This window comes from Vibrio sp. SCSIO 43155 (assembly GCF_023716605.1).
In the GTDB taxonomy this organism is placed as follows: Bacteria; Pseudomonadota; Gammaproteobacteria; order Enterobacterales; family Vibrionaceae; genus Vibrio; species Vibrio harveyi.
The window spans coordinates 3073391-3089967 of sequence record NZ_CP071852.1; the positions used below are offsets into that span (position 1 = coordinate 3073391).

A 16577-nucleotide genomic window follows, 5' to 3' on the forward strand; every position below is an offset into this window, starting at 1 on the left:
GGTAAGTGATAATGAATGCTCGTCAACTCCGACACTACTCCCGTCAAGCCGTCCGATTGCTTGGTATGCTCGATAAACAATGCGGCGATGTCGCTCTTACTCCAGTACAAGCGCATGCATTAGGTGAAATCCAGCTGCAGCCGTTGACCATCAATAAACTGGCACAGCAACTCAATGTCGACAAGTCCAATGCGAGCCGAACCGTTACCGGTTTGATTAAATTAGGCTTGGTTGAGAGCATCGAAAACCCAAAAGACAAACGTAGCCAACTTGTCGCGCTTACAGAGCAAGGGCAACAGGCGTTATCGCAACTAGACCAGCAGCAAAACAGCTTCTTTGAACAACTGCTTACCCAACTCGATGACAACGAGCAAGAGCAACTCAAACTTGGTCTAGAGACTTACCTAAAAGGGCTAACGAAAGTGTGCCAGGCTGAGGAATACGTTCTTCGACCTCTTACCAAAGCAGATAACTCGCAAGTTGCGGACGTGATTCGTAAAGTCTCTGCAGAATACGGTTTAACTGCAGATAAAGGTTATGGTGTGGCAGATCCAACGCTTGATGACATGTACTCGGTTTACGATCAACAAGGCGCAGCCTACTGGGTAGTCGAGTACCAAGGCGAGATTGTGGGTGGCGGCGGCTTTGCACCTTTAGCTGGTGAGCCAAATGTGTGTGAGCTGCAAAAGATGTACTTCTTACCTCAAACGCGAGGACACGGCTTAGCCAAACGCATCGTCGCATTAAGCTTACAACTGGCGAAACAGTTTGGGTATCAGCAGTGCTATTTGGAAACGACCGAATGTCTGAGAGAGGCGGTAGGTTTGTACGAAAAGCTAGGCTTTGAGCATCTCGATGCCCCGCTAGGACAAACAGGGCATGATGCATGTGAAGTCGTGATGCTTAAAACGTTATAGCACTTTATCCCCAAACTTAAAGTACAAGATGGGTAACACAGAGCTCTTGGCTAAGCGCCACTGTAAATGCTTGGCGTTGCCCATCCAACTCCACCACGAGTTCGTAGAGATCTTTTGGATCGGGATCGTTAAGATCGGCATACTTTGGCGCTTCGATCTGGAATAAAGCACTCGCATGATCCGCTCGGACATCAATAGGAATATGGTAAGTCATGCCATTAAATTTAACCGATGCCGATACTAGACCCGGCGCAAAAGTTTGATAGTACAAGTCTACTTTAAACTCACAACCACCACCATGGTGCCAAATCTGCTCGGTTGCTACACGGTCTAAACGCACATTGCGAATAAACTGCAGATACGGCTCTTGCCATACCCCCAAGCGCTCATCACTCTTTTGATATTCATGATCCGCAAGTGAGCACAACTCTGGTTTATCCTCATCCAGCAGAAGCTCTTCTTCTTCCTCAAGGAACAGGATCTCAAAACGGTTACGCCCCATCTGCATGAACGGACGAATGTCTTTCTTGTACACGCTTTGTGAACCGTCACAGTCGAACAATGCTACCCCGTTTAAACGCACTTCAGCATGGTAATCCACACCACCCAACACCATTTCTACCGCTGGGAATGCCATCATGGATTCGTCCACTTCAATGTCGTGCATCAGATGCCACTCTTGCTGACGAATCACGTCTTCAGTCAGTTCAGCAGGCAATACCTGACTCAAAGGAGCAGGGAAAGTAATGTCATCCTGTGGGATAGAAAGGTCCGTCAGTGGAGAGACTTGCCATAAACCGGCGAGTGAGAGTTGCATAGTTACCTTGAGCTAGATCAATTTTCACGCATTATATACACAAGTAACTTAGGGTTACAGGCAATAAGCACACAAACTCAATGAGAATTATTTATCGTTACCTGCGGTTATCATTTTCAAGGCACAAAAAAGCCAGCGATAAACGCTGGCTTCTTAGATTGAATAAGAGGATTACTCTTCGTCTTCATCATCTTCTTCAGGGTAAAGCGCATCTTCGCCTTCGTAGTAAGTACCCCAACCGTCGTAAATGATGTCGTATTTTTCTGCAAGATGAACCAGTTTCTCAACCTGTGCATCAATTGCTTCTGCGTTTAGTGCAGATTCCATTGTTGCATCACAGCAAAGCAGTTTGTTGCCGTCTTCATCTTCTGTTTCTTCAGCTTCAAGAACTTCAAAGCCCATCTTGAACGCTTCAACAACCGCTTTTTCTAGCGTATCGAAGTCTTCAGCAAATAGGTGGTGCTCGATTTCGTATAGTGAATCTGGATCGCTGCCATCTTCTAGCAATGCTGCAATGATATCGCGAGTCTCTTCCTTTTGAATCTCAATTAATTCTTCTACTGATAGATATTCATCTTCGTGAGACATGTTTTGGCTCCAGATTAGTTACTTGATGGAAACACTATACTCTAAACTGAGTACGTTAATGCGGTGAAATATGGCACGGATTGCGATGAAAAGCCACAAACAAACACCAAACTGCGGTGATTCTTGATGATAATTTTTACTCACAAATCTAAACCTCGCTCACAGAAACAAAAAATTAACAAAAACGGCTAATCTTTAATATTCAGAAGATCCTAATTGAGCCTGAGACGAGTAATTTTAGGCTTGTTTGCGTGTTTATGATCTTGGAGTGAATACAGCAACGGCTCGTTAATTCTGACCTAACGAATAAAAGAAAGCCAAAAACTGCATATTTCAGAATGGTTATGCACGTTTTATGCACTTTTGATGTATGACTTCTTTCTCAAACGAAAAAGAATAAAAACGCACTTTTTAAAACTCATGAACAAACAACAAAATATAGAATTAAAATACACCAAGGAAGCATTTGCAAAATATAACGCCAAAAAATTATATTTTTTCAATATATAAGCAAAGTTCTAAGACTTGCATCTTTGCACCAAGCTTGTCATAACTAACGGCTGGAATATTTGTAAGGATGCAAAATGAGTAAGCTGTACGTTGGATCAGAAGTTGGTCAACTAAGACGAGTTCTATTAAACCGCCCAGAGCGCGCCCTCACCCACCTAACGCCATCGAACTGCCATGAGCTACTGTTTGATGACGTATTAGCGGTAGAAGCGGCAGGTGAAGAACACGACGCGTTTGCGCGCACACTGCGTGAACAAGATGTCGAAGTACTACTACTTCATGATCTACTGGTTGAAACCCTTGCGGTTCCAGAAGCAAAACAATGGTTGTTGAATACTCAGATCTCTGACTTCCGTTACGGTCCGACTTTCGCTCGTGACTTACGCCAGTACTTCGCAGAGATGGACGATGAGCATCTAGCAAGCATTCTCCTTGGCGGCTTGGCTTACTCGGAACTGCCAATCAAATCTTCATCAATGTTGCCGAAGATGAAGCGCCCACTGGACTTCGTGATCGAACCTCTGCCTAACCACCTCTTTACCCGTGACACGTCATGCTGGGTATACGGCGGCGTTTCTCTTAACCCAATGATGATGCCTGCGCGTCAACGCGAGACCAACCATCTGCGTGCGATTTATCGCTGGCACCCAACCTTCGCTGGTCAAGACTTCATTAACTACTTTGGTGATGAAGACCAACACTACGACAATGCCAACGTTGAAGGTGGCGATGTACTGGTTATCGGTAAAGGTGCAGTTCTAATTGGTATGTCTGAGCGCACAACCCCGCAAGGTGTAGAAAACTTAGCGGCGAGTTTATTTAAATCTGGTCAGGCGAAAGAAGTGATTGCTATCGACCTACCAAAACACCGCTCGTGCATGCACCTTGATACGGTCATGACGCACATGGATGTAGACACTTTCTCGGTATACCCAGAGATCATGCGTAAAGATTTAGACACTTGGCGCCTAACACCTAAAGGCAACGGTGAAATGCATGTCGAGGCGTCACACAACTATCTGCACGCCATTGAATCGGCACTTGGCTTAGACCAATTGAAGATCATCACGACGGGTGGTGACAGCTACGAAGCTGAACGAGAGCAATGGAACGATGCCAACAACGTACTGACGGTGAAACCTGGTGTTGTGATTGGTTACGAACGTAACGTCTACACTAACGAGAAGTACGACAAAGCTGGTATTGAAGTCCTGACTATTCCGGGTAACGAGCTTGGTCGCGGTCGTGGTGGTGCACGTTGTATGAGCTGCCCAATCGAACGTGACGATATTTGAGAAACCTCTCCCACCAAATAAAACCAATTGAGACTAAGGTTGATGTGAATGCATCAACCTTTTTTTGCTTTTAATTAAAATAATTATTCACAATAAAAGCATTTATATGTTTTAATGCTTTTATTCTTTATCAACCAAACGACCTAAGGGACGAGCTATGGCTTTCAATCTACGTAATCGCAACTTTTTGAAGCTATTGGACTTCTCAACTAAAGAGATCCAGTTTTTGCTCGAACTGTCTGCAGAGCTGAAAAAAGCTAAATATGCAGGAACAGAGCAGAAGAAACTTCAAGGTAAAAACATCGCACTAATCTTTGAGAAATCTTCTACTCGTACCCGATGTGCGTTTGAAGTCGCGGCCTTTGACCAAGGCGCTCAAGTCTCTTACATCGGTCCTTCTGGCTCACAGATCGGTCATAAAGAATCAATGAAAGATACCGCTCGTGTTCTTGGTCGTATGTACGACGGCATTGAATACCGTGGCTTTGGTCAATCCATTGTTGAAGAGCTTGGTACTTATGCTGGTGTACCTGTCTGGAATGGTTTAACGGATGAGTTCCACCCTACCCAAATCCTTGCAGACTTCCTGACCATGCAAGAGCACGGACGTGGGAAACAACTGCATGAGATGACGTTTGCTTACCTTGGTGATGCTCGCAATAACATGGGTAATTCACTCATGGTTGGCGCAGCAAAAATGGGCATGGACATCCGCCTTGTAGCGCCAAAAGCGTTCTGGCCAGAAGAAGCATTGGTGGCAACTTGCCAAGAAATTGCCCAACAAACTGGCGCGAAAATCACGCTGACTGAGAACGTTGAAGAAGGCGTTAAAGGCTGTGACTTCTTATACACCGACGTTTGGGTCTCGATGGGTGAGTCGGCTGAGGCTTGGGATGAGCGTGTTGCTCTGATGACACCTTACCAAATCAATATGGATGTGATTAAGCAAACGGGTAACCCTCATGTGAAGTTCATGCACTGCCTGCCAGCCTTCCACAACGATGAAACGACTGTGGGTAAAGAGGTAGCAGAGAAATACGGAATGAAAGGGCTTGAGGTCACCGAAGAGGTGTTTGAGTCTGAATACTCTATCGTATTCGACGAAGCCGAGAACCGCATGCACACCATCAAAGCCGTGATGGTGGCAACGTTAGGCAGCTAAACCAAAGCATTAAAAATGGTAACAAAAACCATGATGTAATCGCTTGCGCTCACGAAAGTTAAGCGTATAATGCTCGGCAATTTGTCTGAGGATTACGAAATGACCACGCCGATTGCTGACGTAAAAACGCGATTTGCTCTAGCTAAGCGACTACGCTTACGTGCTGTTATTTTCGTTAATTCTATTGAATTTTAAAACCTCCCCAATTGGGGAGGTTTTTTTATGCCTAAAATTCCATCGCGGTGAATTTTGGGGATAGTCACCACTGTTATAGGGAAGAAGATCATGGCGAACTCGCTTTACCAGAAGCACATCATCTCTATTCCAGAGCTTTCACGTGAAGAACTGGAACTGATTGTAGAAACTGCAGGTCAGCTAAAAAAAGAACCTCGTCCAGAACTGATTAAAAACAAGGTTGTAGCAAGCTGTTTCTTTGAGCCATCCACACGTACTCGCCTGTCATTCGAGACAGCAATTCAACGTATCGGTGGCGATGTTATTGGTTTTGATAACGGTGGTAACACCTCTCTGGCGAAAAAAGGCGAGACGCTATCTGACTCAGTTCAAGTTATCTCTTCTTACGTCGATGCATTCGTAATGCGCCACCCTCAAGAAGGCGCAGCGCGCTTAGCGTCTGAGTTCTCTAACGGCGTACCAGTTATCAATGCAGGTGACGGCGCAAACCAACACCCAACGCAAACGCTACTCGACCTATACACCATCGCGGAAACGCAAGGTCGTCTAGACAACCTAAACGTTGCGTTTGTTGGTGACCTAAAATACGGTCGCACCGTGCACTCGTTGACTCAAGCATTGGCAAAGTTCAATAACATTCGCTTCTTCTTTGTTGCACCAGAAGCACTCGCAATGCCAGATTACATCTGTGAAGAGCTAGATGAAGCAGGCATTCAATACAGCCTACACACAGACATGGAAAGCGTGATTCCTGAGCTCGACATTCTGTACATGACTCGCGTACAAAAAGAGCGCTTTGATGAATCCGAATACGCGCACATCAAATCAGCTTACATCCTAACGGCGGCACTACTAGAAGGTGCACGTGAAAACTTGAAAGTACTGCACCCACTGCCACGCGTGGATGAAATCACCACAGACGTCGACGTCACACCACACGCTTACTACTTCCAACAAGCAGAAAACGGCGTTTACGCGCGCCAAGCGTTGTTGGCACTGGTTCTTAACGAAACACTGTAATCGAGGGAGAAAAAGACATGGCTAAAGAAACTCAATTGCAGGTTGAAGCAATCAAAAACGGCACAGTAATCGACCACATCCCAGCACAAATTGGTATCAAAGTGTTGAAGCTGTTCGATATGCACAACTCTTCTCAACGTGTCACCATCGGTCTGAATCTGCCTTCATCTGCACTCGGTCATAAAGACCTACTCAAGATTGAAAACGTGTTCATCAACGAAGAGCAGGCAAGTAAACTAGCACTGTACGCACCACACGCGACCGTTAACCAAATCGAAAACTACGAAGTAGTGAAGAAGCTAGCGCTAGAACTCCCTGAGCGAATCAACAACGTGTTTGAGTGTCCGAACAGCAACTGTATTACACACAACGAACCGGTTGCGAGCAGCTTCCAGGTGTTCGAGAAGAAGGAAGAAATCCGTCTGAAGTGTAAATACTGTGAGAAAGTTTTCGCACGTGAGATCGTAACTGAGCGTTAATTTTCTGCTCCGATTCTTGCTAACGATAAATTGACTGATACCCCGCCAATGCGGGGTATTTTGCACTTTACGTGCTTCATGTTTAAAGGCACACTGCTTATTCTTAAGAACACTCAAGATGTTTGAGTAAACTCTTTATTCCCCTAAACAGATGGAACAATTCAAATGACGAAAGTACTTCACACTGAGTCTGCACCAGCAGCAATCGGTCCTTACGTTCAAGGCGTAGATCTAGGCAACATGGTTCTAACTTCTGGCCAAATCCCAGTAAACCCAGCGACAGGTGAAGTGTCTGCAGACATCGCAGAGCAAGCTCGTCAATCTCTAGAGAACGTAAAAGCAGTTGTGGAAGCATCAGGTCTTAAGGTTACTGATATCGTTAAAATGACAGTATTCGTGAAAGACCTAAACGACTTCGGTACTGTGAACGAAGTTTACGGCAAGTTTTTCGATGAGCACGAAGTAGCAAACTACCCTGCACGTTCTTGTGTAGAAGTAGCTCGCCTGCCTAAAGATGTCGGTATCGAGATTGAAGCAATCGCAGTTCGCAAATAATTGCCCTTGCTGACAAGCATAAAAAACGGGTAGCTCAAGCTACCCGTTTTTTATTGTCTTTTTGCGATGATATCGCCGTAAAACTCAAGCTGCGTTGCGCTGTTTCACTTCTTCATCCAAGGCTTCCAGTTTCGCTTTCATCTCTTCACGACAAACATTAGCTAACTCACGTACGCCCTCTTTGCCGTAACCTTCCGTGCTTACCGGAGGTAACATTTCAATGATCACATGACCATTGTTCCAACGGTTCAGTTTAATGTGACCTGTAGAGCTGCACACGATTGGAATGATTGGCACTTCTGCACCGATAGCTGCATGGAATGCACCAGTTTTAAATGGCAGTAAACCACGACCACGTGAACGTGTACCTTCAGGGAACATCCACACTGAAACGTCGCTGTTTTTGATGCTATCTACAACTTGGTCGATAGTACCTTTTGCTTTAGAGCGGTTTGCACGATCAATCAAGATGTTACCTGTTAGCCAGTAAAGCTGACCAAACAAAGGCATCCACGCAAGACTCTTCTTACCTACCGTTACTACCTTAGGTGTAACAGCTGAAGATACAGTGAAAAGGTCCCAGTTGTTCTGGTGGTTAGCAATGTAAACATGCTGACCGCGAGAATACGCATCTTCCGGAATACGCAATTCTAGCTTGATACCAAATACACGTGACATTTTGCCGAATAGACGACCGAACGTGAAAACGTGCTTAGGGTTTCTAGGGCTAAGTAGGCAGTAACCACAACCACCAATAAACATCACAATTGCGAAAATTGCGACAGCAAATACACGTAACAGTGCAATCATTGTTGTTCTCCAAGAACCGGCTTTGCGCCAGCTACAGCTATTATTGTCTCTTTGAACATAGTCATGAACTATGAAAGAAAACGCGATATAAAAAAGCCGAAACCTACGTTTCGGCTCTCTTCATATCTAGGTCAACTGCGATGCAGTTTAACCCGCCTCACTTACGCGCTCAATATTTGCACCAAGTGCAGACAGTTTATTTTCGATTTTGTCGTAACCACGGTCGATGTGGTAGATACGGTCAACGATGGTTTCGCCTTTCGCGATACAACCAGCAATCACCAAACTTGCCGAAGCTCGTAAGTCAGTTGCCATCACTTGTGCACCACTTAAAGAATCTACATCACCGCAAATTACTGTGTTACCTTCGATTTCCGCTTTCGCGCCCATACGCATCAATTCAGGCACGTGCATGAAACGGTTTTCAAAGATAGTTTCAGTGATCACGCCGCCACCTTTCGCCATCATGTTTAACAGCGTAAATTGTGCTTGCATGTCCGTTGGAAAACCTGGATGTGGTGCAGTACGAATGCTCACAGCTTTCAGCTCGCGATCTGTCATATCAACAGAGATCCAATCTTCACCAGTTTCTACCAACGCGCCCGCTTCTTCTAGCTTAGCCAGTACCGCTTCTAGCAGGTGACCATTGGTGTTGCGACATACCACTTTACCGCCAGACACGGCAGCTGCAACTAGGAATGTACCTGTTTCGATACGGTCAGCCACAACGCTATGTTTGCCGCCACCTAAGCGCTCAACACCTTCAATAGTGATGGTGTCAGTACCTGCTCCAGAGATTTTCGCGCCAAGTTTGTTTAGGAAGTCAGCCGTATCAACGATTTCAGGTTCACGCGCCGCGTTGTCTAGTGTTGTCGTACCTTCAGCAAGTGCTGCTGCACACATGATAGTGATGGTTGCACCAACACTCACTTTGTCCATCACGATGTGCGCGCCTTTAAGGCGACCATCGACTTCTGCTTTAACGTAACCATCTTCAAGAGTGATGGTCGCGCCAAGCTGTTCTAGACCAGTAATGTGTAGATCAACAGGACGAGCACCGATAGCACAACCGCCAGGTAGAGACACCTGACCTTGACCAAAGCGCGCGACAAGAGGACCAAGCGCCCAAATAGAAGCACGCATGGTTTTTACTAAATCATAAGGAGCGCAGTATTCATTAATGCTGCTTGGATCGACATGAACGGAACCATTACGACTTACTTTTGCGCCTAGACGCTTTAGTAGTTCCATGGTTGTGTCGATATCACGAAGGTGTGGCACGTTTGCCACTTCTACTGGCTCTTCCGCCAAGATAGACGCAAATAAAATCGGCAGTGCTGCGTTTTTTGCACCTGAAATGGTCACTTCACCAACCAGTGGTTTATCTGACCCAATAACTCGAAACTTTTCCATCAATAAACCTTAAAGCGACATTAGCTTCTTATCACGAGCCCACTCTTCTGGAGTGAACGCTTTGATTGATAGCGCGTGAATGTCGTTACGCTGGATGTAATCCATCAGAGGACCGTAAATTAACTGCTGCTTCTTAACGCGGCTCATTCCATCGAAACAAGCATCAACAGCAACCACTTCATAGTGGCTCCCTTCACCTTTTACATGCACTTCTTGAAGGTTTAATGCTTCTTCTAGTAACTGTTGTACTTTTGCGCTATCCACAATTTACCCCTGATAATTCTGTATATGTTTGGCCACTAAAGATTCAACGTTGCTCAATTGAAACAAAGTGCGCAATTGCGCTGGCACGAAACTGAGCATTATATGACAGTTTTGCTTTTTTGCATGCTCTAATAAGTGGATTAACATCACCATTCCCGCAGAGTCGATGCGTTCAATCTCTTGGAGTGAGCATTCTAGCTCGGTTTGAGAAGGTCGCCATTGCTGTGCCACCGCCCACAAAGACGGCACCGAATCGCGATCCAGCGCCCCTGTAAGCTTAAGAATGTCTGCCTGTAAATGCCACTGAGAATGAGACTGTGCCATTACTTTGCTGCCTCGAAGCGAATTGGCTGTGCAGCCAGTTTCTCTAAATCTTTAGCGACCGCAAGAATACCTTCTTGGCGAATTTGTGTATTCCACTCCGATTGTTTGCTTGATAGTAGGCTAATACCCTCAGCCACCATATCGAATGCTAACCACTCACCGGTCTTCTTATCTTTGCGCAGTTTAAATTCAAGTTTGATATTTGGACGCGGTGCGTCGATGATTTCAACCTTGACGCTAGTAATGCGCTTAGAAGGATCCAGTTTTGGCTCCGGACCAAACTCAATTTGTTGATCCGTATATTGCGTTAATACTTGCGCGTATGACGTCACCAAGTAAGCACGAAATGCTGTGATGAATTCACCCACATCTTCACGCTTCGCCCCTTTTAGGTTTGGACCAAGCAGTTTCAATGCCGCATAGCGATCGTTGACATAAGGCATAAGCTCTTCTTCAACGATGGTTTTTAGCAAGTTTGGATCTTTTTTGATTTGCGGTTGCTCCGCTTTGAGACGCTCAAACGTCACTTCTGCAACCTGCTTCATCATTTGGTATGGCTGAGTTTTATCTACTTCAGCAGCAACGGCTCCAAATGCAGTAAATGCTGCTAAGAAAGAAAGTAATAGTCTAGAAAACATGGATTATTCCTTACTCGTGTCACCAGAATCGCCTGAGCCACCAATGCTGTATAGAACCTGACCGATCAGGTCTTCTAGTACCAATGCAGATTTGGTGTCTTCGATGGTGTCACCATCAACAAGCATTTCTTCATCATCAAAAACAAAGCCCGGTACCAAGCCAATGTACTGCTCACCAATCAATCCAGATGTCAAAATTTGCACGCTAGAAGTTTCTGGGAATTGGTTATATTGGCTGTTAATCGACAAGCTCACTACAGGTAATAGGCTATCAGGGTTAAGTGTAATGTTACTTACACGACCGATAACAACGCCACCTACTTTCACAGGAGAACGTACTTTCAAGCTACCAATATTATCGAACTCGGCTTTCAGGGTGTAAGTATTGCCAGAGCCAATGCTTTTTACGTCAGCAACCTGAAAAATCATCACAAGAATCGCGCAAATTCCTGCTAATACAAAGCTGCCAACCCATAATTCTGTTTTACGTGTTTGTTGCATGATTAATTCCCAAACATCAATGCGGTCAGTACAAAGTCTAGTCCCAGTACTGCTAAAGAAGAATGCACAACAGTGCGCGTCGTTGCTCGGCTGATCCCTTCCGAAGTTGGAATAGCGTCATAGCCATTAAATAGAGCGATCCAAGTAACGGTAATCGCGAACACAATACATTTGATCATGCTGTTACCGATGTCTTGACCTAATTCCACTGAAGATTGCATCGCAGCCCAGAAGCTGCCGTGGTCTACGCCTTTCCAATCCACACCAACAAGCTGAGCGCCCCAGATACCAACTGCCATAAAGATCATAGCTAATAATGGCATTGAGATAGCCCCAGCCCAAAAACGTGGTGCGATGACACGTTTTAGTGGATCCACAGCCATCATTTCCATGCTTGAAAGCTGCTCCGTTGCCTTCATCAACCCAATTTCTGCAGTCAGTGCTGAGCCAGCGCGACCAGCAAACAATAACGCAGTTACTACCGGTCCTAACTCACGTAGTAGCGAAAGAGCGACCATTTGACCCAGGCTGCCTTCTGCTCCGTAATCCACCAGCACAACATAACCTTGCAAGCTAAGCACCATGCCGATGAACAAGCCAGAAACGACAATGATCGCCAGCGATTGCACACCTACGGAGTAAAGCTGTTTAATCAACAGAGGAAAATTCTTGATTGGCTGAGGTCGAGTCACTAATGCGCCAACAAGCATCAAGGTCGCACGACCAAAGGCTTCACAGATGGTTAATGTTCGTTTACCTAATGAAGCGACAAATTGAATAAAGCTATCGACCATCAAATAAGTCCTTTTCGATACTTTGAGCAGGAAAGCGAAACGGCACGGGACCATCGGCTTCCCCTTGTAAGAATTGCTTCACACGTGGGTCGGGATTATCAATCAACTCTTGTGGCGTACCAAAAGCAATGATTTTGCCATCAGCCATCAAGTAGACCCAATCCGCGATACTCATCACTTCAGGCACATCATGAGAGACGACGATTGAAGTCAGCCCCAATGCGCGATTCAAGTTGCTAATTAGCTCAACCAAAACGCCCATAGTGATTGGGTCCTGCCCAACAAAAGGTTCATCGTACATGATGAGATCTGGGTCTAAGGCTATGGCACGAGCTAGTGCAGCTCGTCGAGCCATGCCGCCGGAAAGCTCACTTGGCATCAATTCTGCCGCACCTCGTAATCCGACCGCTTCAAGCTTTAGAAGCACCATGGTACGAATTAATTCTTCGGAAAGTTCCGTGTGTTCACGCAAAGGAAACGCCACATTGTCGAACACATTCAAGTCAGTAAACAAAGCTCCCGACTGGAACAACATGCTCATTTTTTTGCGTGCTTGATAAAGCTTTTTACGAGACAGGGATGGAATATTATCGCCATCAAACCAGATCTCCCCTTGCTCGGGATAAATCTGCCCACCAATAAGGCGCAGCAGTGTCGTTTTACCAATCCCCGACGGTCCCATAATGGCCGTCACTTTTCCTTTTGGCACATGCAGATCAATGCCATCGAAGATCTTGCGCTCTCCACGTGAAAAAGTGAGATTGTTAACGGTAACTAAATCGTTGTTCGACATACTATCTCTTCTACTAGTTGTGAGCGGTTCTCACAGAGTTGCAATCCAACTCAACCCCGATTGTTTTCAAGATATTACGTCGAGAATATCCTAAAGTGACTTCGGTACACTTATTAGGCTGCAATCATAAGCACAATGAACCTGAATTAAAAGCACTGTTCGATTAAATAAAGCCGACGAAATTCAAGCAATTCAGCATAAAATATGACGAAACCCAAGGAAGGTGTTTAAATCCCATTCCAGAATAGCCGTATTCCAACAGACAAGTGAATGAGCAACAATTAAACACAATTTCGTTACTAACCTTTAATTTATTTGTTGTTTATCTTCCATTTTTGGCCGCAAAAGGTCAAAATTAGCGGTTACTCATTTCACTTATTTTATTACTTAGGAATCATCATGCTCGAAGCCGTTGCGTTGCTTATCGTCGGTCTTGTTTTACTTGTTTGGAGTGCAGATAAACTTGTTTTTGGCTCTGCCGCTCTGGCCCGCAACGTCGGTATTTCACCTCTAGTGATCGGTATGACAATCCTAGCAATGGGTTCATCTGCGCCGGAAATGATGGTTTCGGCGACAGCAGCATGGGATGGAAAAACCGATACTGCCGTTGGTAACGTATTGGGTTCCAACATTGCCAACATTGCTTTAATCCTAGGTATTACAGCGCTTATTAAGCCCCTTTCTATCAGTTCTGCAGTTATTCGCCGTGAACTGCCTTTGATGATAGCAGTAACCGTATTGGCGGGTATTTTGCTATGGGATAGCCATTTAGGTTTTTACGAAGGCGTGCTGCTGTTCATTCTGTTTGGTGGTTTCTTGTTTGCAATGTTGCAAATTAGCCGTAAAGAGCAAAAAGCGGGTGATGCGTTTGTTGAAGATCAAGAGTCTGAAGTACCAGAAGGCGTGAGCAACTCAAAAGCGGTGATGTGGGTAGTGATCGGTCTGATACTGCTTCCTTTGGCAGCAAGTATGTTGGTTGATAACGCCGTGATCATTGCGAAGTACTTTGGCATGAGTGACCTCGTGATCGGTTTAACCATTATTGCCATTGGTACTAGTCTTCCTGAGCTGGCAGCTTCTCTTGCTGGTGTTCTAAAGGGCGAAGACGATATGGCAGTTGGTAACATCATCGGCTCAAACGTATTCAACATTCTTGCGGTAATGGGTCTACCGGGCATTATTAATCCATCAATGCTAAGCGAATATGCAATGGGGCGTGATTTCTGGGTAATGCTGGGTGTATCTCTACTACTTGTAGCGATGTGCTTGGGTAAATCTCGTAGCATCAACCGCATTGAAGGTGGCATTTTGTTTGTGTGTTTCTTGGCTTACCAAGTTTACCTATTCGCAAACATGGCTGCTTAATAACATAATAAGTAAAGACAAATTGGAGCACTGATATGTCCACTCAATTTGATTTTCGCGCTGCTGCTAAACAAGTACTCGATATCGAAGTGAAAGCACTACAACAGCTAGACCAATACTTTGATGCGCAGTTTGAGCAAGCTTGCGAATTGATTCTTTCCAACAACGGCAAGGTTGTCGTGATGGGTATGGGCAAGTCAGGTCACATTGGCAATAAGATTGCCGCTACGCTTGCAAGCACAGGTACCTCTGCATTTTTTGTTCACCCAGGTGAAGCGGCTCACGGTGATCTCGGTATGATCAGTGCTGGCGACATTGTTATCGCCATTTCAAACTCAGGTGAATCGCATGAGATTTTATCTCTGTTCCCTGTTTTGAAACGCTTGAACATTAAGATCATCAGCATGACAGGTAAGCCGGAATCTAACATGGCGAAACTGTCCGATCTCCACTTGCAAATTACTGTACCAAAAGAAGCTTGTCCGCTTGGTCTTGCTCCAACCAGCAGCACCACGGCAACGTTGGTTATGGGCGATGCACTGGCAGTTGCACTTCTCCAAGCTCGAGGGTTCTCTGCAGAAGATTTTGCGTTATCACATCCAGGTGGCGCCTTGGGAAGAAAATTGCTGCTTAAGCTGTCTGATATTATGCACTTTGGTAATTCGCTACCAAAAGTGTCACCAGATGCTTTAATTCGTGACGCACTGCTTGAGATTTCGGAAAAAGGCTTAGGCATGACCGCTATCGTCGATGAGCACGATGCTATGCTTGGTATATTCACTGATGGCGATTTACGTCGTACGTTAGATAAACGCATTGATATCCATACCACAGCCATTGGTGAAGTGATGACGAAAAACCCAACTACCGCCCATCCTGAGATGCTGGCAGTAGAAGGCTTAAACCTGATGCAAGACAAAAACATCAATGCTCTGATCTTGTGTGATGACAATAAAATTGTCGGCGCACTGAATATGCATGATTTATTAAAGGCTGGCGTGATGTAATATCGCGTCACCAAAAAGACTTAACGATTGATTTAACAGATTAAGGCAATGGTCAGGGAAGTACTGAGCTAAGATAAAGGCCTTTATTTTATGAGTTTTACTCGCCTTATTTATTTGCTCTTGATTTTTGTTGTTGCGTGGTGCGGTTATTACCTCATGACGCCAAAAAGCAATGAAAATATCCAAGTAGCACCAAATTTAGAACTGCCTATGTTCAGTGGTACTGGACTAGAAAACATCACTTATGGTGAAGATGGTGTCCGCAGTTACATCATCCGTTCCACTAATTTGGATCATTATGCCAAAAGTGGAGACACGATATTTAAGAGCCCAACACTCATGGTGTACCGCGAAGGTAGTGTGGTTGAGTGGAAGGTGACTGCAACCAGAGCAGTCTTAGATGAAGACCAAATTCTGACGCTGTACGACAACGTACTGATGCAAAACCTTTTGCCTGGTGCAAGTTTCGATACCATGGCGACAGACAAATTGGTGATTAATCTAACCAATCGTGATTTTAAAGCCGATCAACAAGTGATGTTGGTTGGACCGCAATTTGAAACTACTGGGGGCGCAATGCAGGGCAACTTAAAGGCTCACACTGCGACTCTAACTGATGAAGTTCAAGGTCGATATGAAACCGTTACACCTTAGCCTATTGGCATTGGTTTTAGCAGCGCCACAAGCGTTAGCACTTAAGTCGGATACACAACAGCCGGTTTACATTAATTCAGACACTCAACAAGTGGACATGAAGAGTAATCAGGTGATCTTCAAAGGGGATGTATCGCTTAAGCAAGGTAGCATCAATATCGATGCTGATAGAATCGTGGTGACTCGCGATCCTAAAACCGAGTCTATCAAACAGATCCAAGCATTTGGCAAACCAGCTACCTTTTCTCAGTTAATGGACGATGGCAAAACGCTCAGTGGTCAGGCGACTGAGTTAGACTACCGTATTTCTACTGATGAATTGACCATGAAAGGTCAAGCGCAACTGGCTCAAGACGGAAACACCATCAAAGGTTCGTCAATTCGTTACCAAATTGGTCAACAGAAGCTAGTCGCTGACAGCTCGAAGGATGAGCGCGTAACAACCATCCTGCAACCGAACCAAGTCGAGAACTAAT

General features: G+C 45.2%; 21 protein-coding genes. 11 read left to right on the forward strand and 10 right to left on the reverse strand.

What is annotated here, in order from left to right:
• The first annotated feature begins 11 nt into the window (after positions 1–11).
• Positions 12–917: a bifunctional helix-turn-helix transcriptional regulator/GNAT family N-acetyltransferase gene (locus J4N44_RS14655; RefSeq protein ID WP_017817397.1), complete on the forward strand. Its 906-nt coding sequence runs from the start codon at positions 12–14 to the stop codon at positions 915–917.
• A 16-nt stretch (positions 918–933) separates the two neighbouring features.
• On the opposite strand, the gene J4N44_RS14660 is transcribed toward J4N44_RS14655, so the two are convergent.
• Together J4N44_RS14660 and rraB are read right to left on the reverse strand one after the other, a co-directional pair.
• Positions 934–1734 carry a glycosyl hydrolase 2 galactose-binding domain-containing protein gene (locus J4N44_RS14660; RefSeq protein WP_252044594.1) on the reverse strand — a complete coding sequence of 267 codons (801 nt, stop codon included), beginning with the start codon at positions 1732–1734 and terminating at the stop codon, positions 934–936.
• Between the two features lie 171 nt (positions 1735–1905).
• On the reverse strand, positions 1906–2322 hold the full coding sequence (rraB, locus tag J4N44_RS14665) for a ribonuclease E inhibitor RraB (protein WP_005432867.1): 417 nt from the start codon (positions 2320–2322) through the stop codon (positions 1906–1908).
• 584 nt (positions 2323–2906) lie between these two features.
• Here rraB and arcA point away from each other — a divergent pair.
• The 6 genes from arcA to J4N44_RS14690 all read left to right on the forward strand — a co-directional run bounded on the left by arcA (position 2907) and on the right by J4N44_RS14690 (position 7538).
• Positions 2907–4127, forward strand: a complete 1221-nt coding sequence (arcA, locus tag J4N44_RS14670; RefSeq protein ID WP_005432859.1) for an arginine deiminase — start codon at positions 2907–2909, stop codon at positions 4125–4127.
• A gap of 157 nt (positions 4128–4284) precedes the next feature.
• Complete coding sequence (locus J4N44_RS14675; protein ID WP_005432863.1) at positions 4285–5289, forward strand: ornithine carbamoyltransferase; 1005 nt, start codon at positions 4285–4287, stop codon at positions 5287–5289.
• 69 nt (positions 5290–5358) lie between these two features.
• The gene (locus J4N44_RS28215; protein ID WP_005432831.1) at positions 5359–5484 is read left to right on the forward strand and encodes a hypothetical protein; all 126 of its coding nucleotides are present in this window, start codon (positions 5359–5361) and stop codon (positions 5482–5484) included.
• A gap of 90 nt (positions 5485–5574) precedes the next feature.
• Positions 5575–6504, forward strand: coding sequence for an aspartate carbamoyltransferase (pyrB, locus tag J4N44_RS14680; RefSeq protein WP_005432845.1), 930 nt, complete (start codon positions 5575–5577; stop codon positions 6502–6504).
• 17 nt (positions 6505–6521) lie between these two features.
• Positions 6522–6983 carry an aspartate carbamoyltransferase regulatory subunit gene (gene pyrI, locus J4N44_RS14685; protein WP_005448817.1) on the forward strand — a complete coding sequence of 154 codons (462 nt, stop codon included), beginning with the start codon at positions 6522–6524 and terminating at the stop codon, positions 6981–6983.
• Positions 6984–7148: 165 nt separating this feature from the next.
• The gene (locus J4N44_RS14690) at positions 7149–7538 is read left to right on the forward strand and encodes a RidA family protein (RefSeq protein WP_005432832.1); all 390 of its coding nucleotides are present in this window, start codon (positions 7149–7151) and stop codon (positions 7536–7538) included.
• Positions 7539–7622: 84 nt separating this feature from the next.
• Here J4N44_RS14690 and J4N44_RS14695 read toward each other — a convergent pair whose 3' ends face one another.
• The 8 genes from J4N44_RS14695 to mlaF all read right to left on the reverse strand — a co-directional run bounded on the left by J4N44_RS14695 (position 7623) and on the right by mlaF (position 13075).
• On the reverse strand, positions 7623–8348 hold the full coding sequence (locus J4N44_RS14695) for a 1-acylglycerol-3-phosphate O-acyltransferase (RefSeq protein ID WP_005444408.1): 726 nt from the start codon (positions 8346–8348) through the stop codon (positions 7623–7625).
• 147 nt (positions 8349–8495) lie between these two features.
• The gene (gene murA, locus J4N44_RS14700) at positions 8496–9761 is read right to left on the reverse strand and encodes a UDP-N-acetylglucosamine 1-carboxyvinyltransferase (RefSeq protein ID WP_005444406.1); all 1266 of its coding nucleotides are present in this window, start codon (positions 9759–9761) and stop codon (positions 8496–8498) included.
• A gap of 9 nt (positions 9762–9770) precedes the next feature.
• The gene (gene ibaG / locus J4N44_RS14705) at positions 9771–10025 is read right to left on the reverse strand and encodes a BolA family iron metabolism protein IbaG (protein WP_005432865.1); all 255 of its coding nucleotides are present in this window, start codon (positions 10023–10025) and stop codon (positions 9771–9773) included.
• A gap of 3 nt (positions 10026–10028) precedes the next feature.
• A complete protein-coding gene (locus J4N44_RS14710; protein ID WP_005444403.1) occupies positions 10029–10349 on the reverse strand; it encodes an STAS domain-containing protein in 321 nt (106 codons plus the stop codon).
• Entirely contained in the window at positions 10349–10987 is a 639-nt protein-coding gene (gene mlaC / locus J4N44_RS14715; RefSeq protein WP_005444401.1) for a phospholipid-binding protein MlaC, read from the reverse strand. The genes J4N44_RS14710 and mlaC overlap by 1 nt, the downstream gene beginning before the upstream one ends.
• Positions 10988–10990: 3 nt before the next feature.
• A complete protein-coding gene (gene mlaD, locus J4N44_RS14720) occupies positions 10991–11488 on the reverse strand; it encodes an outer membrane lipid asymmetry maintenance protein MlaD (RefSeq protein ID WP_005436386.1) in 498 nt (165 codons plus the stop codon).
• 2 nt (positions 11489–11490) lie between these two features.
• Positions 11491–12282, reverse strand: coding sequence for a lipid asymmetry maintenance ABC transporter permease subunit MlaE (gene mlaE / locus J4N44_RS14725; RefSeq protein WP_252044595.1), 792 nt, complete (start codon positions 12280–12282; stop codon positions 11491–11493).
• A complete protein-coding gene (gene mlaF, locus J4N44_RS14730; RefSeq protein WP_005444397.1) occupies positions 12272–13075 on the reverse strand; it encodes a phospholipid ABC transporter ATP-binding protein MlaF in 804 nt (267 codons plus the stop codon). The genes mlaE and mlaF overlap by 11 nt, the downstream gene beginning before the upstream one ends.
• A 399-nt stretch (positions 13076–13474) precedes the next feature.
• Between mlaF and J4N44_RS14735 the strand changes: the two genes are divergently transcribed.
• From J4N44_RS14735 to lptA, 4 genes are all read left to right on the forward strand, one after another.
• Positions 13475–14440 carry a calcium/sodium antiporter gene (locus tag J4N44_RS14735; RefSeq protein WP_005444395.1) on the forward strand — a complete coding sequence of 322 codons (966 nt, stop codon included), beginning with the start codon at positions 13475–13477 and terminating at the stop codon, positions 14438–14440.
• Positions 14441–14475: 35 nt separating this feature from the next.
• Complete coding sequence (gene kdsD / locus J4N44_RS14740) at positions 14476–15447, forward strand: arabinose-5-phosphate isomerase KdsD (RefSeq protein WP_017187891.1); 972 nt, start codon at positions 14476–14478, stop codon at positions 15445–15447.
• Between the two features lie 90 nt (positions 15448–15537).
• On the forward strand, positions 15538–16101 hold the full coding sequence (gene lptC / locus J4N44_RS14745) for an LPS export ABC transporter periplasmic protein LptC (protein ID WP_005444391.1): 564 nt from the start codon (positions 15538–15540) through the stop codon (positions 16099–16101).
• Positions 16082–16576 carry a lipopolysaccharide transport periplasmic protein LptA gene (lptA, locus tag J4N44_RS14750; RefSeq protein ID WP_005444389.1) on the forward strand — a complete coding sequence of 165 codons (495 nt, stop codon included), beginning with the start codon at positions 16082–16084 and terminating at the stop codon, positions 16574–16576. Before lptC ends, lptA begins: the two co-directional genes overlap by 20 nt.
• The last annotated feature ends 1 nt before the right edge of the window (position 16577 follow it).